Source organism: Coprococcus sp. OM04-5BH (assembly GCF_003482105.1).
Classification (GTDB): domain Bacteria; phylum Bacillota; class Clostridia; order Lachnospirales; family Lachnospiraceae; genus Coprococcus.
Genome location: NZ_QULM01000006.1, coordinates 112,307 through 127,306 on the forward strand (window position 1 = coordinate 112,307; position 15,000 = coordinate 127,306).

Consider the following 15,000-nt stretch of genomic DNA (forward strand, 5'->3'; position numbering starts at 1 on the left):
GATCTCCCTTCTTTAAAAATTATCATCATCATAGCTATCTTCAAATGTTTCATCTGTGTAGCTGTCATCTGTGTACTCATCTTCTGTGAGAGATGTAAGTTCATCATTCTCATCTGTTCCTGAGAAGCCTGCCTGCTCGAACTCTGAACCGTCTACGTCAGAACGCTCTACATCGATCATTCTCTTAACATTCTCATCATAGCTCTCTATTGTCTCACCGAGATCAACCTCTGTCATATCTTCCTTAACCACTCTTACATCAAGACCAAGTGACTGGAACTCCTTAAGAAGTACCTTGAATGACTCCGGTATACCAGGTGTAGGGATATTCTCACCCTTGATGATAGCCTCGTAGGTCTTAACACGTCCGATAACATCATCAGACTTAACTGTAAGGATCTCCTGAAGTGTGTATGAAGCACCATACGCCTCAAGAGCCCAAACCTCCATCTCACCAAATCTCTGTCCACCGAACTGAGCCTTACCACCAAGTGGCTGCTGTGTTACCAGTGAGTATGGACCTGTTGAACGGGCATGGATCTTATCATCAACCAGATGGTGGAGCTTCAGGTAATGCATGTAACCAATAGTTACAGGACTGTCAAATTCCTCACCTGTTCTACCATCTCTAAGCTGTACCTTACCGGTTCTGTCTATTGGAACGCCCTTCCACTCTTCTCTGTGGTCTCTGTTCTCCCAGAGGTAATTCATAACCTCATCTGAGATCTTATCCACATACTTGTCATGGAACTCATCCCATTCTGAATTTGCATAATCATTTGCCATCTCAAGAGTGTCCATAATATCGTACTCGTCTGCACCGTTAAATACAGGAGTTGATACCTTAAATCCGAGAACCTGGGAAGCAAGTCCAAGATGGATCTCAAGAACCTGTCCGATGTTCATTCGGGAAGGAACGCCCAGTGGGTTAAGCACGATATCAAGAGGACGTCCATTTGGAAGGAATGGCATATCTTCTACAGGAAGCACACGGGAAATTACACCCTTGTTACCATGTCGGCCGGCCATCTTATCTCCCACCTGGATCTTTCTCTTCTGTGCTATATAAACTCGTACTGACTTATTTACTCCAGGTGGAAGCTCGTCTCCGTTCTCCCTGGTAAATATCTTTGTATCCATAACAACACCGAAAGCTCCGTGTGGAACCTTAAGTGATGTATCTCTTACTTCTCTTGCCTTTTCACCGAAGATTGCACGAAGAAGTCTCTCCTCTGCTGTAAGCTCTGTCTCTCCCTTAGGAGTAACCTTACCTACAAGGATATCTCCGGCACGGACCTCAGCACCTATTCTGATGATACCATTCTCATCAAGATCCTTAAGTGCATCATTGGAAAGTCCTGCAAGATCTCTTGTAATCTCTTCCTGTCCAAGCTTCGTGTCTCTCGCTTCGCACTCATACTCTTCAATGTGAATAGATGTATATACATCATCTCTTACAAGTCTCTCACTGAGAAGAACCGCATCCTCGTAGTTGTATCCTTCCCATGTCATGAAACCGATAAGTGGGTTCTTACCAAGTGCGATCTCACCACCGGATGTTGAAGGTCCATCAGCAATAACCTGACCTGCCTTAACACGATCACCCTTGAATACGATAGGTCTCTGGTTCATACAGTTACCCTGGTTACTTCTTGCGAACTTGATTATATGGTATACATCCTTATTTCCATCGTCTGCCTTAATACATATCTCTGTGCTTGTTGAATACTCAACCACACCATCTCTCTTAGCCACTACACAGACACCTGAGTCTACGGCAGCCTTTGCTTCCATTCCTGTTCCTACAACTGCTGACTCTGTAAGCATAAGAGGAACCGCCTGACGCTGCATGTTAGAACCCATGAGGGCACGGTTAGCATCATCGTTCTGAAGGAATGGGATCATTGATGTAGCAACTGAGAATACCATCTTAGGTGATACATCCATAAGATCAACCTTTGACTTAGGGAACTCAGTTGTATCCTCTCTGAAACGACCGGATACTGTGTTTTTAACAAAGTGTCCGTCCTCATCTATCTGTTCGTTAGCCTGTACTACTCTGTAATTATCCTCCTCGTCTGCTGTAAGGTAGATAACCTCATCAGTAACGACAGGATTTGAAGGATCTGTCTTGTCAAGCTTTCTGTATGGAGCTTCTACGAAACCATACTCATTAATCCTTGCATATGTAGCAAGAGAGTTAATAAGTCCGATGTTAGGACCTTCAGGTGTCTCGATAGGACACATTCTACCATAATGTGTATAGTGAACATCTCGAACCTCGAATCCGGCTCTGTCTCGTGAAAGACCGCCAGGACCAAGGGCTGAAAGTCTTCTCTTATGTGTAAGCTCTGACAGCGGGTTGTTCTGGTCCATGAACTGTGACAGCTGTGAACTGCCAAAGAACTCCTTGATAGCTGCTGTTACAGGCTTGATATTTATAAGTGACTGTGGAGTTATTGACTCAATATCCTGAGTTGTCATTCTCTCTCTTACCACTCTCTCAAGTCTTGAAAGACCGATTCTGTACTGGTTCTGGAGAAGCTCTCCAACAGCTCTTATACGTCTGTTTCCAAGGTGATCGATATCATCCTTTGTTCCGATACCATATTCAAGGTGAATGTTATAGTTTATAGAAGCAATAATGTCTTCTTTTGTAATATGCTTTGGAACAAGATTGTTAATATCTCTCTCCATTGCCTTCTTGAGTTCTTCTTCGTCATCATACTCCTCAAGAAGTTTTACAAGCTCAGGATAATATACATCCTCTGAAATTCCTATTTCCTTAGGATCAAATCCAACATACTTTGATGCGTCTACCGCCATATTTGAAAGAACCTTAACATTTCTCTCCTCTGTCTGCACCATAACATATGGAACAGCAGCATCCTGGATCTCCTCCGCAACTTCCTTTGTAAGAGTCTCACCTGCCGGAGCGATAATCTCACCTGTGGAAGGATCGATAGCGTCCTCTGCAAGCACCTGTCCTGCAAGTCTGCTCTTAAATGAAAGTTTCTTATTAAACTTGTAACGTCCGACCTTAGCAAGGTCATACCTTCTAGGATCAAAGAACATTGCATTGATAAGGCTCTCTGCACTTTCTACTGCAAGTGGCTCGCCCGGTCTGATCTTCTTATATAACTCAAGAAGACCATCCTGATAGTTATCAGATGGATCCTTTTCTATACTTGCAAGAATCTTAGGCTCCTCGCCAAACAAATCTATGATCTCGGCATTTGTACCGATTCCTAATGAACGGATAAGTACTGTGATAGGTACCTTTCTTGTTCTGTCCACACGCACTGAGAAAACATCATTAGAGTCTGTCTCGTACTCTAACCATGCACCTCTGTTTGGTATTACTGTACATGAATATAATTTCTTACCGATCTTATCATGTGTAATATCATAATATATACCAGGTGAACGTACTAACTGGCTTACAATTACACGTTCTGCACCATTAATTACAAAAGTACCAGTTTCTGTCATAATAGGAAGATCGCCCATGAATATTTCATGCTCAGGCATATCCTTTGCATCGTTTGTTCTGAGACGAACCTTAACCTTCATAGGTGCTGCATAAGTTGCATCTCTTTCCTTACATTCCTCGATACTGTACTTAACATCATCTTCACACAACTGGAAGTCTACAAATTCCAGACTAAGCTGACCTGTATAATCAGTAATTGGAGAAATATCTCTAAATACCTCTTTAAGGCCATCTTCAAGGAACCACTTGTAAGAGTTCTTCTGCACCTCAATAAAGTTAGGCATCTCGAGAACATCTTTCTGCTTAGCGTAGCTCATTCTGATTCCATTACCGGATTCGACAGGATTAATTCTGTTCTTTTCCATCTGACACATTCACCCCTTGGAATTTATTTTTCAAGCTTTAATTTGGCCAAATTATCTGCGCATAACTAAAATAAAGCCGCGTCCTATGCGTGAGCAAACCAACCCACAATAGTGACATTATATCATGCTACCATGTATCTATTAAATTGTCAACACTTAATTGGATTTTTTTTAATTTGTTCTTTAGATTTTTTAAGATTTTAGAAATTAGGATTTTATCCGTCTTTATTGATCACCATTTATCAGCAATCTGTCAATTCATATAGATGAAAAAACGGTCTGACCGACTCAGAGGTCGGCCAAACCGAAAAATATTCAGATTTATAAATCTGTTAAAATTACTTTAATGTAACCTTAGCTCCAACTTCCTCAAGCTTCTTCTTGATCTCCTCAGCCTCTTCCTTAGAAGCGCCTTCCTTAATTACTGTAGGAGCTCCTGTTACCATATCCTTAGCTTCCTTAAGACCAGCACCTGTGATCTCACGAACAGCCTTGATTACAGGAACGCCTGAGCCCTCTGTAAGCTCAACGTCGAATGAATCCTTCTCCTCTGCTGCTGGAGCTGCTCCACCTGCTGCAACTACAACACCAGCTGCTGCTGATACGCCGAATTCCTCTTCACATGCCTTAACAAGATCATTTAACTCTAAAACTGATAAACCTTTGATTACTTCAATAATTTCCTGAGTTGTCATTTTAATTTCCTCCATTAATTAAATATTTTTTGTTCGTTCTTCTGCATTAATATACAGAAATAATAAATTCTGATTATAAATCCTAAGCTTCCTTCTGCTCTGCAATCTGCTTGATAACTCTTGCAAAGTTTGTAATTGGTGACTGGATGCTTCCAAGGAACTTTGAAAGAAGTTCTGTTCTTGATGGGATCTTTGCGATCTCATTGATACCTGCTGCATCATAGAACACACCTTCAACAACACCGCCCTTTAACTCAAGAGCAGGAGCGTTCTTAGCGAAATCAGCAAGGATTCTCGCTGCTGCTGTAGCGTCATCCTTACAAATAGCAAGTCCTGTAGGTCCTTCAAGTGTTGGCTTTAATCCCTCGAATTCTGTTCCCTCGATAGCGAAGTTGACCATTGTGTTCTTGTATACCTTGTATACAACACCAGCTTCTCTGAGTGCCTTACGAAGTGCAGTATCCTGCTCAACTGTAAGTCCACGGTAATCTACAACAACTGCTGTTGCAGCACCTTCTAAGTTTGCCTTGATCTCATCTACTACAGGCTTCTTAATCTCTACCTTTGCCATAATGCGCCTCCTTATTTTACTAATGACTGCACATATAAAGAAAGCTCCCTGTCCAAAAGACAGAGAGCATATAGTTAAATCTACATTAACGATATCTTTCCTCGGTAGGCGTTTCCAACTTATGCATTTCTGCACCTACTGTCTTCGGCAGTTCATCGGGCATAACTATATCACATTTTCAATGTATGTGTCAACAGTTTTTTATTTAACATTTTTATTTGATTTTTATTTAACATTCGCGCCTTACATGGAACCCCCGCTCGTCCTCCTCAATGAGCAGTTCCTTTATCTCAATATCGTTTATATTAATATAAGTACCCATGTTTATCCGCTTCACCAGTTCATCCATACTGTCAGGATCTCCCTGAACCTGCATCAGCACGCTTCCATCGTACATATTACACACCCAGCCCGTAAGCCCTAACATCTGTGCGCCATGGACAGCCCTGTACCTGAAGCCTACGCCCTGCACGTCCCCTTTAAATATATATCTTCTTCTGATCTTCTTATCCATTGCTTATAAATCCTTCTATACATTTATATTTAATGTACTTGTCTTTACTATCCGTACCCATTGATATAGCACACCAGGATACTCCGGATAGATCCGGGTAGATCTGTACACCTCATATGTATCAGTCTAAACTGCAAATACACACGGTCCGTAGACCCTGCCTGCATTATATGCTATAATGGTTAAAAAGTATATAAGTAAAGGAGATTACTGACATGTGGGCATATGAAAGTACTTTTTATCAAATCTATCCTTTAGGCTTCTGTGGTGCACCATTTGAAAATGATGGCATACTTGAGCACAGGATCCTTAAAGTCAACGAGTGGATTCCCCATATTAAAAAGCTGGGAATGAATGCAATATATTTCTCCCCTGTATTTGAATCAGATACTCACGGCTACAACACAAGAGACTATACAAAGATTGACTGTCGTCTCGGTACAAATGACGACTTCCGCCAGGTAGTTGAGAACTGCCACAAGGCTGGCATAAAGGTTATCATCGACGGCGTGTTCAATCATGTAGGTCGCGGCTTCTGGGCATTCCAGGATGTTCTGGAGAAGAGATGGGACTCTCCATACAAGGATTGGTTCCATATAAGTTTTGACGGCAATTCCAATTACAATGACGGTCTCTGGTACGAGGGCTGGGAGGGCAACTACGACCTTGTAAAGCTCAACCTGAGAAATCCTGCCGTAGCCGATCACATTATGGATTGTGTAAAGGGCTGGATAGACGAATTTGACATTGACGGTCTGAGACTTGACGTTGCATACTGTCTTGACCACGACTTCTTAAGGAGACTTAGAAGTCACTGTGACGGACTCAAAGCCGATTTCTTCCTTCTGGGCGAGCTTCTCCACGGGGATTATAACCAGTTTGTAAATGATGACATGCTCCACAGCTGTACCAACTACAAGTGCTACAAGGGCATATATTCAAGCTTTAATTCAATGAATATGTTCGAGATCGTCCACACCCTCCTCAGACAGTTTGGCCCTGAGGACTGGACAGAGAACAGAGGCAAACACCTTCTGTCATTTGTGGATAATCATGATGTTACAAGAATCGCAAGTATTCTTACAAATGAAAAACACCTTCCTCTGGTATACGCCATGGCATATGGTATGCCGGGAATACCTTGTGTGTACTACGGAAGTGAGTGGGGTGCAAAGGCAGAAAAGAGCCAGGGTGATCCTGCTCTCCGTGCATGCTTCGAGAAGCCTGAATGGAATGAGCTTTGTGACTTCATCTCAAAGCTTGGCGAGGCAAAAAAGAACAGCAACGCCTTAAATTACGGCGGTTTCAGATCCGTTCTTTTAACCAACAAACAGTGTATATTCGAAAGAAAGACCGACTCCGAGCGGGTTCTCGTGGCGATCAATGCCGATGAAAATGAATTTACGGCTCATTTTGACGCAGGCTGCGGCACAGCCGTTGATCTCATAACCGGCGAACCACACGATTTCGGCGGTGGAAGCAAGCTTCCTCCATACTCAGCCGCTTTCTGGAAGATGGAAAGGTAAACAAAACTCCGGCAGAAGCCAGATTCCTTCAATTAAGGATTAAGGCTTTTGCCGGAGTTTTTAAGTATTATACATCATCTAAATATCATCTGACTTATGTGCCATCTAATCAAACCACACATTTATATCTACCGGTGCTTCTATGCCGGGAACACTTCCCTCATATGTATACTGCCATCCGGTGAATTTATATGGGAAATACGGAACATTTGCATATTGTGCAACCCACAGTTCGTACTCGCCAAGTCTGTCAATATCCATATTCTGCACAAACCAGTTTCTGCTGGCATATATCATCGGTGTATGCCCGGACGCCTTTATGGTTTCGCAGAAGCCCACAATAGCATCAGTCCTGTCGGAATTAGATATATCATTTGCACGGGCATTGCTGTCATTTACATACTCTGTATCAATGACCACAGGATAGGTGACATTGTAATCCTCAATAAGAGACAATACATAATTTGCCTCCTCGACACCCTCGTCATAATTTATCGCTTCCGTGAAGAAATACACACCCATAGGCACCTTATTTTCCTGGGCGCCCTTGAGATTATCCTCATACCTGGAGTCTGTGTCAAGCTTTCCCTCAGAACCATAGCCTCTGTAGCCCACACGAATCATGGCAAAATCTATATTCCTGCTATCAGCGACCGCCTTCCAGTCAATGTCCCCCTGATAAGAGGATACGTCAATACCAACCTTTGTATCAGAAATATCTTCACTGCTGTAATGAAGGTAGCCGTCATCTCCGGTAACGAAATTCTCCATGTCCAGATTATGTCTCGGAACCTTGTCACTTATCTTGTAGAGCTGAGCCGTCTCCCTGTTGTCCCCAAGTACTATGTAGCTGGAATAAACAAAATTCCAGTAAGTTTCATAAGACAGGTTTGTAACCTCAGATACTCCCAGATCAAGCTTACGATCAAATGCCTCTATTGCGTCAGGCTTTGAATGAAGCAGGTTGAGATTTATTCCTATAAGCACTCCTGCGGCTATTCCGATAAGCAGTACCAGTACCCCCTTGGAAAGCGAACCTCTTTTACGTTTTCCATATGCTCTCTCCGGATAATCCTCCCGGTACCGTCTGTACGCATTTGTATCATTACTTTCCTCTGCCACCGGACGCCTTCTTGGTGCTTCGCCGGTTCCCTCTGCCACCGGACGTCTTCTCGGCGCTTCACCGCCAACTGCTCCTGCCGGACGCCTTCTCGGTGCTTCGCCGGTTCCCTCTGCCACCGGACGCCTTCTCGGTGCTTCGCCATCACCTGCTCCTGCCGGGTGTCTCCTTGGTGTTCCGTCTGCGTTCGTTGCTCCTGCCGGGCGTCTCCTTGGTGTTTCACCACCGCCCGCTCCTGCCGGACGTCTTCCCTGTGCCGGCTTTGGTATATTGTCATTTCTTATATTGTCATCTTCTACCATTATCTGTCTCACCTAATCTGTTTCTATATATCGTTCCCTTCCAAGTCGAAGGTGAATTAGTTTATCGTATTTTCTTTTTATCTTGTGTCGAAGTTTCCTTGTTACATCTCTGCCGAACAACTGCTCTGCCATTTTCTCATCAAGCAATGGAATATCCTTTATGATCTTGTATCTCGGATTCCAGTCATACAGATTACTTATGCAGTTATCTATACTGATCCTGATACGTGGCTTGTTTTCACTCTTTATGATACGCTCTGCATTCCATTTTCTCTTGCCAACAGAATTCTTAATGTCAAATACAACTTCTGCCCCTTGATATCTTTTGTATATCTCTGCCAGAAGCCTTTTTAATTTCTTCTCATCAAAGAGCTTCATTACATCAGAACATACAAATAATATTCCAAGTCCCTTTTTATACTTGATCTGGTCAAGCCATGAGAAATCAAGAATTGATTTATCAATGTTAAATTCCCTGTCACGGGTCCCCAGATATTTATGTCTTATGGCAATCCTCTCCGGAAGGTCCACGTTATACCATTTTATCCTGGTATTGTCCAGTCTCTCAAACATGGTATCCATCTCAGAACCTACATTTACAATAACCCCGTCCGGATACCTGTTTATAAAGCACCTTACCTCCTCATCCATGGCCAGTATGCGGCCAAAGCACATTGCCTTGTCATACAGACTTATCCCGGAATTGAAATCCTTGTATTCCACGTGGAATTTATCTGCCAGTCTTACGGATGTCTGATCACTATATATCTTGGAATACCTCTCTGACAGCAGTGCCCTCACCCATACCGACTGTTTCACATCATAAGGTATGCTCTGGTTCTTCTCGGTTATACAGTTTATAAGCTTCTTGGTTATCATCCTGCACTCTGGGATCTCCTGATGTTCAACATAGTCATGAACAATATTGTTAAACACATAATAGTGCACAATGGTCTGATAATTCTTTAACTTCTCATACAAAGCCGTGGAATAGCCGTTAAGCATATCCTGAGCTACGGAAAATATATCTATCTCATCACATATATCGGTAAAATCGCTTTCCAGAGGGCACAAAAGATCAGGATCCATAACATCGTTTCCGATCCAGTATTCCCTAAGAAAGCTCTTTATGCCATATGTGTAGTAATATCCGTGATAATTGGCATCTGCGTCTATGACCATTTTCTCAAGACGCCTGTCCTTGTAGCCTGCATCCACAAATGGCGACAGAAGCACCAGCTTATCCGGGCGTCTGCCCCCGTGCTTCCACTGCATCAATGCCAGAGACAAAGCCATTCCGCCACCACACTCTTCTCCAAGGATGGTGACCTGTTCGTACTGTTTTCTGCCATTCATCTTATCATAGGCATTCTTTAACATAGCAAAACATTCCATTCCCGAATGTTCCGGTGTCAGCGGATATATAGGAACCACCACCTCATATCCCGTGCCCGCTGCAAGCTTCGCTGCAAATTCCCACTGCTTCTTATTTATCTCCATGCAGAAGCCGCCCCCATGTATAAACATTATGGCTCTCTCCGGGGCAACTCCCCTTTTATTTATATAAAAGCTTACGCCATCCTTGTCATATACCGGTTTCACCTCCACATCATAGCCGAAATTTCTGGGCGGATTGTAGTCCTCAAGCTTTCTGTGCCTCAAAACAATCCTACGGATATCACCGGATTTCATATGGCGGTCATTAAACATTACTCCTTTTAACTTGTCAATAAAAATTGCTGTATTATTCTTGCTTCCCAAATACTCACCCTACCTGACTCCCATGTTAGTCACTATTCTTACATATGAACCATATTTATTCAAGTTAATGACATAAAAAAGTTGCAATATAAGATTTTTATGATATATTGTTAGTGTTTAGTCCAAAGTTATTTCGAATATACAGATACAGAAAGAGGCAGTACACATGAACATTACAATGTTAAAAAGCAAGATACATCGAGCTGTTGTCAAGCAGGCCGATTTAAACTATGTAGGAAGTATCACTGTTGATCTCGAGCTTCTTAAGGCTTCCGGGATCATGGAGTATGAGCTCGTCCAGATCGTAGATGTGGAAAACGGCAACCGTTTTGAGACATACACAATAGCAGGCGAAGCAGGCTCCGGAATGATATGTTTAAATGGTGCAGCAGCAAGACAGGTAGCTGTAGGTGATCATATAATCATAATGTGCTATGCACAGATGACTCCAAAAGAGGCGTCAGACCATCTTCCAACTGTTGTATTTGTAAATGAAGACAACTCCATTAAGAAGATAACAAGCTACGAGAAGCACGGAGAGATAGGATAATCATTTATCCCCGGCCCCTCTCCTCTCGTCAGCCTTAATTTTTCTCATATGTTCGGCAGCCTTCTCCCTAATATGATATATATCTTTATTATAGGCATGAGGCTCATTGTATCTTCCACGATGAGGAATCAATCCATGGTTTTCCATGGATTTTTTATTCTCCTCATCATCTGCCAGATATTTTTCATTATCAAGATCTCTTCCCACAGGGCCGCCATTCTCCATGACACCCTTTAATATCTTCTTATTGTAAGCCAGTTTTTTCTCCAAATCACTTACCTCACATTATTTTTCCAGTCTTTTTTCTATGGCATCAATTATTATATTTAATGCCTTTATCCTTGCATATTTCTTATCATTTGACTCAAGTATATGCCAAGGGGCAAATACCGTACTGGTCTTCTCAAACATTTCATCCACTGCACGCTCGTACTGATCCCACTTCTCCCTGTTTCGCCAGTCCTCATCTGTGATCTTCCACTGCTTTGCCGGTGTATTCTGCCTGAGATTAAAACGCTCAAGCTGGGTATCCTTATCAATATCCACCCAGAACTTCACAACCACCGCACCCCAGTCGTACAGTTCCTTCTCAAATTCATTTATCTCGTTATAGGCTCTTCTCCAGTCATTTTCACTGCAGAAGCCCTCAATACGCTCGACCATGACCCTGCCGTACCAGGTTCTGTCAAATATAGCCACATGTCCTGTCTTCGGAAGTCTTGTCCAGAATCTCCAGAGATAATGTCTCGCCTTCTCATGAGGCTCCGGGCTGGCAATAGGATTTACTACATAGCCTCTTGCGTCCAGTGCAGCAGCAACTCTCTTTATATTTCCGCCCTTTCCTGCTGCATCATAGCCCTCATAAGCTATGATCACAGGGACCTTTCGTCTGTATAGCTCATTGTGAAGTCTGCCTAACTTCTCCTGACATTTGTCAAGCAGCTTGTCATACTCCTCATCTGTCAGGCTCTTATCCAGATCAACCTCAGCAAGCTTAGGCATCTTCACCATAGGGAAGATATTCTGAATTATAGGAACTGCGACTCCGTTGTTCGTAAGTGCAGTATCTATTCCCTGATTTAAAAGCTCAAGAATCTGAAGCTCAGCCCACTTCCTGTCACTTCCGTCTATGAGATACCATGGAGCATTTGACACATTTGTATCATCCAGATACTTATTGTAAGCCTTACAATATTTCTTATAATGCCTGTTCTGATACAGGTCTTCCTTACTCACCCTCCAGGATGTATTCTTATGAGCCTCCAGAGTTTCAAGTCTCTCCTTCTGCACATCCTTATCGATATGAAAGAAGAACTTCATAACCAGATAGCCATTGTCCGTAAGAGTCCTCTCAAATCTCTTGATACTATCAACTCTCTCCTTGTACTTTCCGTCGGAGAGCCTGTCATGAACCCGGTCAGAGACCACCTCTTCCACCCAGCCACCGTCTAAGAATACAAATCTTCCGGCTTCAGGTATCCTTTCGAAGTACCTGCACAGGAAAGGCTTTCTCATTTCCTCCTCTGTAGGACTCTTCATGGTATCTACACTGTAAAATCTCGGATCCATGTTCTTGATTATCTTGCCAAGGACACTTCCCTTTCCCGCTGCGCCAAAGCCCTCAAACAATACAAACACAGGAACCTTTCCGTCCCTTATCTTAAGCTGCCTCTCTGCAAGCCCCTCTCTTGCAGCTTCAAGGCGGCTCTCAAGCTCCTCCTGCTCCGGCCTTTTTACCTTGCTCCATTCATTGATCATAATGTAACCCCCTTTTTTGAACCTGTCTGTTGTTGTTTTTCAAGTTCTATTTAATCCATAAGCTTGTCTGCCAGTTCCTCAAGCTTTGCCTCATCGGCAGCTTTGAGGGCCGACTTCACTGTAACAACATCCTCGATAATATTTATATTCTTCATGGCGGCCATCTGCTCCTTCATGAGCTTTCCTGACATAGGTGCCCATGAACCATTTTCAATAAATCCTACTGTACGGTTCTGGTATGCCTTTGACTTGAGATGATATATGAAGTCCATCATAACAGGCATGAGTCCACCATCATAGGTAGGGCTTGCAAGCACCATACGGTCATATCTGAAAGCATCCTCCACGCACTCTGCCATATCCTCTCTTGCCAGATCTGATACAACAACCTTAGGACATCCCTTCTCCTTAAGGAGCTCTGCCAGCTTCTTTGCGGCATTTCCTGTATTGCCGTGAAGAGTTGAGTAGGCAATAAATACCCCCTTATCCTCAGGCTCATAAGATGACCAGGTCTTGTAAAGGTTGATGTAATATCCAAGGTCTTCCTTAAGGATAGGTCCATGCAGTGAGCATATTATCTGTATGTCGAGATTTTCAGCCTTCTTTAAGAGCGCCTGTACCGGCATACCATACTTGCCCACGATATTGAAATAATATCTTCTTGCCTCACATGCCCAGTCCTCGTCTGTGTCAAGAGTTCCGAACTTGCCGAAGGCATCTGCTGCGAATAAAACCTTCTCCGCAGACTCATAGGTCACCATTACCTCAGGCCAGTGTACCATAGGTGCCATGACAAAGTTCAGCTTATGCACACCTGTGTCAAACGGCTCGCTGCCGTCTACTGTTATGGTTCTTCCCGTAAGATCTATATCCGGGAAGAAATTAGGTATCATTGCAAGAAGCTTGGCATTGGACACGACCTTAAGCTCCGGATATCTCTTAAGAACCTCTGTAAGGTTTGCGCTGTGATCCGGCTCAAGATGGCTCATAACAAGGTAATCAGGCTGTCTGCCCTTTAATACCTCATCAAGGTTTGCATACCATTCTTCCGCACACTTAACGTCTACCATATCCATTATGACTATCTTCTCATCATCAATAACATAGGAATTATAAGCCATTCCGTTTGGAACTACATACTGGTTCTCGAACAGGTCGATATCCTTGTCATCAACTCCTACATAGTATATGCTGTCTGTAACATGCTTAATCATCTTCTGTGTCCTCCTTATTATCTTTATCTCTTATTTATTGCTTATTTCATTATTTGGTCTTTATTTTTAGCGGTTGTTTTTTACTGCCCGGTTTACTTACACACCATTTTCAGGCTAAAATCCTGCCCCTTAAGATCTACCTTACCAATACTTCCGCATATGATAGGAATCATGGGTGCCACATGACCTATATCAGCGTCCATTATCACAGGCACGTTCATGTTGCCTATTATTCCCATTACAGCATCATACTGGTCAAGTCCGAACATTACCTGTCCATGCACCGCAGGTCTTCCTATGATAAAGCCCTTGACATACTTAAACCAGCCTGCATTCTCCATCTGCCACATTGCTCTTCTTATTGCCATGACATTTAGATCACAGGACTCCAGATACCATATGATACCATCCTCCCTGTACCGTTCTGTCCACTCATCCACTCTGTCAAATTTCGTTCCAAGAAGATTAACAAGACAGTCCATGCAGCCTCCCACAAGCCTTCCTGACATATGTATCTCGCCATTTTCATCGGTGTTGTAGCTTTTTAACACTCTTGGCTCTGTAACATTATATGGGATGAGGGGGTGTTCCTCGTCCTTTAAGGACTCCGTTTCATAGCTGTCATAGCCTGTCTCCGTAAGCTTTTCACCCCGAAGCAGTCTGTAGGCATCTTCTATGGATCTATGCCATGGCTCCATGCCAAATGCCGCCGCACAAGGCCCGTAAACTGCTGCCGTATCGCAAAGGGTTGTCAGAAGGAATACCAGATTGGTATTGTCCGAATAACCCATGAACCACTTTGGCTTGCTGTCCCTTAACAGATCAAAATCCACATAGTTCAGATCTTCACACATAAGCTCGCCACCGCCGCAGGATATGAGTACATCAACCTTATCTGAGGAATACCATTCATTTATCTCCTCACCACATGCCTTTGGGGTATTGCTTATACCTATTCCGCATCCTGCGTAACAGTTAGGTCCAAGCAGCAGGCTGTAACCAAATGATCTTAATTTTTTCTGTGCATTTGCAAATGCACTCTTATAAGGCTCCATATTGCAGCCATAGGATGGGGCGATAAACCCAACAGTTCCGCCATCCTTAAGAAATTCTGGATATCTCATACCGCGC

At 43.2% G+C, this 15,000-nt stretch carries 12 protein-coding genes and 1 other annotated feature; of the genes, 2 read left to right on the plus strand and 10 right to left on the minus strand.

The genetic code is table 11. The annotated features are described in order from the left end of the window. Window positions 1-12: 12 nt before the first annotated feature. The 4 genes from rpoB to DXB54_RS10785 all read right to left on the minus strand — a co-directional run bounded on the left by rpoB (window position 13) and on the right by DXB54_RS10785 (window position 5,638). Window positions 13-3,858, minus strand: coding sequence for a DNA-directed RNA polymerase subunit beta (gene rpoB / locus DXB54_RS10770; protein WP_118695178.1), 3,846 nt, complete (start codon window positions 3,856-3,858; stop codon window positions 13-15). Window positions 3,859-4,196: 338 nt separating this feature from the next. Continuing rightward, the gene (gene rplL, locus DXB54_RS10775; RefSeq protein WP_021937983.1) at window positions 4,197-4,553 is read right to left on the minus strand and encodes a 50S ribosomal protein L7/L12; all 357 of its coding nucleotides are present in this window, start codon (window positions 4,551-4,553) and stop codon (window positions 4,197-4,199) included. Between the two features lie 82 nt (window positions 4,554-4,635). Next, the gene (rplJ, locus tag DXB54_RS10780; RefSeq protein WP_021937982.1) at window positions 4,636-5,124 is read right to left on the minus strand and encodes a 50S ribosomal protein L10; all 489 of its coding nucleotides are present in this window, start codon (window positions 5,122-5,124) and stop codon (window positions 4,636-4,638) included. Window positions 5,125-5,152: 28 nt separating this feature from the next. Further along, window positions 5,153-5,290 (minus strand) — a sequence feature (ribosomal protein L10 leader region). A 63-nt stretch (window positions 5,291-5,353) separates the two neighbouring features. Beyond that, window positions 5,354-5,638: an acylphosphatase gene (locus DXB54_RS10785; protein WP_021937981.1), complete on the minus strand. Its 285-nt coding sequence runs from the start codon at window positions 5,636-5,638 to the stop codon at window positions 5,354-5,356. A 215-nt stretch (window positions 5,639-5,853) separates the two neighbouring features. Here DXB54_RS10785 and DXB54_RS10790 point away from each other — a divergent pair, with 215 nt between their 5' ends. After that, complete coding sequence (locus tag DXB54_RS10790; protein WP_021937980.1) at window positions 5,854-7,164, plus strand: alpha-amylase family glycosyl hydrolase; 1,311 nt, start codon at window positions 5,854-5,856, stop codon at window positions 7,162-7,164. Window positions 7,165-7,269: 105 nt separating this feature from the next. On the opposite strand, the gene DXB54_RS10795 is transcribed toward DXB54_RS10790, so the two are convergent. Beyond that, complete coding sequence (locus tag DXB54_RS10795; protein WP_118695179.1) at window positions 7,270-8,586, minus strand: glycoside hydrolase family 25 protein; 1,317 nt, start codon at window positions 8,584-8,586, stop codon at window positions 7,270-7,272. Window positions 8,587-8,598: 12 nt separating this feature from the next. Continuing rightward, entirely contained in the window at window positions 8,599-10,347 is a 1,749-nt protein-coding gene (locus DXB54_RS10800; RefSeq protein WP_118695180.1) for an alpha/beta hydrolase fold domain-containing protein, read from the minus strand. 166 nt (window positions 10,348-10,513) lie between these two features. Between DXB54_RS10800 and panD the strand changes: the two genes are divergently transcribed. Beyond that, complete coding sequence (gene panD, locus DXB54_RS10805) at window positions 10,514-10,897, plus strand: aspartate 1-decarboxylase (protein ID WP_021937977.1); 384 nt, start codon at window positions 10,514-10,516, stop codon at window positions 10,895-10,897. On the opposite strand, the gene DXB54_RS10810 is transcribed toward panD, so the two are convergent. The 4 genes from DXB54_RS10810 to DXB54_RS10825 form a co-directional block, all read right to left on the minus strand. Then, window positions 10,898-11,167 (minus strand): hypothetical protein, encoded by a 270-nt coding sequence (locus DXB54_RS10810; RefSeq protein ID WP_118695181.1) that lies wholly within the window; start codon window positions 11,165-11,167, stop codon window positions 10,898-10,900. A 15-nt stretch (window positions 11,168-11,182) separates the two neighbouring features. Continuing rightward, the gene (gene pap, locus DXB54_RS10815; protein ID WP_118695182.1) at window positions 11,183-12,655 is read right to left on the minus strand and encodes a polyphosphate:AMP phosphotransferase; all 1,473 of its coding nucleotides are present in this window, start codon (window positions 12,653-12,655) and stop codon (window positions 11,183-11,185) included. Between the two features lie 50 nt (window positions 12,656-12,705). Beyond that, window positions 12,706-13,869, minus strand: a complete 1,164-nt coding sequence (locus DXB54_RS10820) for an FprA family A-type flavoprotein (protein WP_118695183.1) — start codon at window positions 13,867-13,869, stop codon at window positions 12,706-12,708. A 92-nt stretch (window positions 13,870-13,961) separates the two neighbouring features. Next, window positions 13,962-14,993, minus strand: a complete 1,032-nt coding sequence (locus DXB54_RS10825) for a S66 family peptidase (RefSeq protein ID WP_021937973.1) — start codon at window positions 14,991-14,993, stop codon at window positions 13,962-13,964. Window positions 14,994-15,000: the final 7 nt, after the last annotated feature.

What these genes read in the sequence shown, in the direction of transcription:
- DXB54_RS10825 (WP_021937973.1), bottom strand. Translation starts at nt 14,993, where the DNA reads ATGAGATATCCAGAATTTCTTAAGGATGGCGGAACTGTTGGGTTTATC.
- DXB54_RS10790 (WP_021937980.1), top strand. Translation starts at nt 5,854, where the DNA reads ATGTGGGCATATGAAAGTACTTTTTATCAAATCTATCCTTTAGGCTTC.
- DXB54_RS10795 (WP_118695179.1), bottom strand. Translation starts at nt 8,586, where the DNA reads ATGGTAGAAGATGACAATATAAGAAATGACAATATACCAAAGCCGGCA.
- DXB54_RS10820 (WP_118695183.1), bottom strand. Translation starts at nt 13,869, where the DNA reads ATGATTAAGCATGTTACAGACAGCATATACTATGTAGGAGTTGATGAC.
- DXB54_RS10785 (WP_021937981.1), bottom strand. Translation starts at nt 5,638, where the DNA reads ATGGATAAGAAGATCAGAAGAAGATATATATTTAAAGGGGACGTGCAG.
- rpoB (WP_118695178.1), bottom strand. Translation starts at nt 3,858, where the DNA reads ATGGAAAAGAACAGAATTAATCCTGTCGAATCCGGTAATGGAATCAGA.
- rplL (WP_021937983.1), bottom strand. Translation starts at nt 4,553, where the DNA reads ATGACAACTCAGGAAATTATTGAAGTAATCAAAGGTTTATCAGTTTTA.
- panD (WP_021937977.1), top strand. Translation starts at nt 10,514, where the DNA reads ATGAACATTACAATGTTAAAAAGCAAGATACATCGAGCTGTTGTCAAG.
- rplJ (WP_021937982.1), bottom strand. Translation starts at nt 5,124, where the DNA reads ATGGCAAAGGTAGAGATTAAGAAGCCTGTAGTAGATGAGATCAAGGCA.
- pap (WP_118695182.1), bottom strand. Translation starts at nt 12,655, where the DNA reads ATGATCAATGAATGGAGCAAGGTAAAAAGGCCGGAGCAGGAGGAGCTT.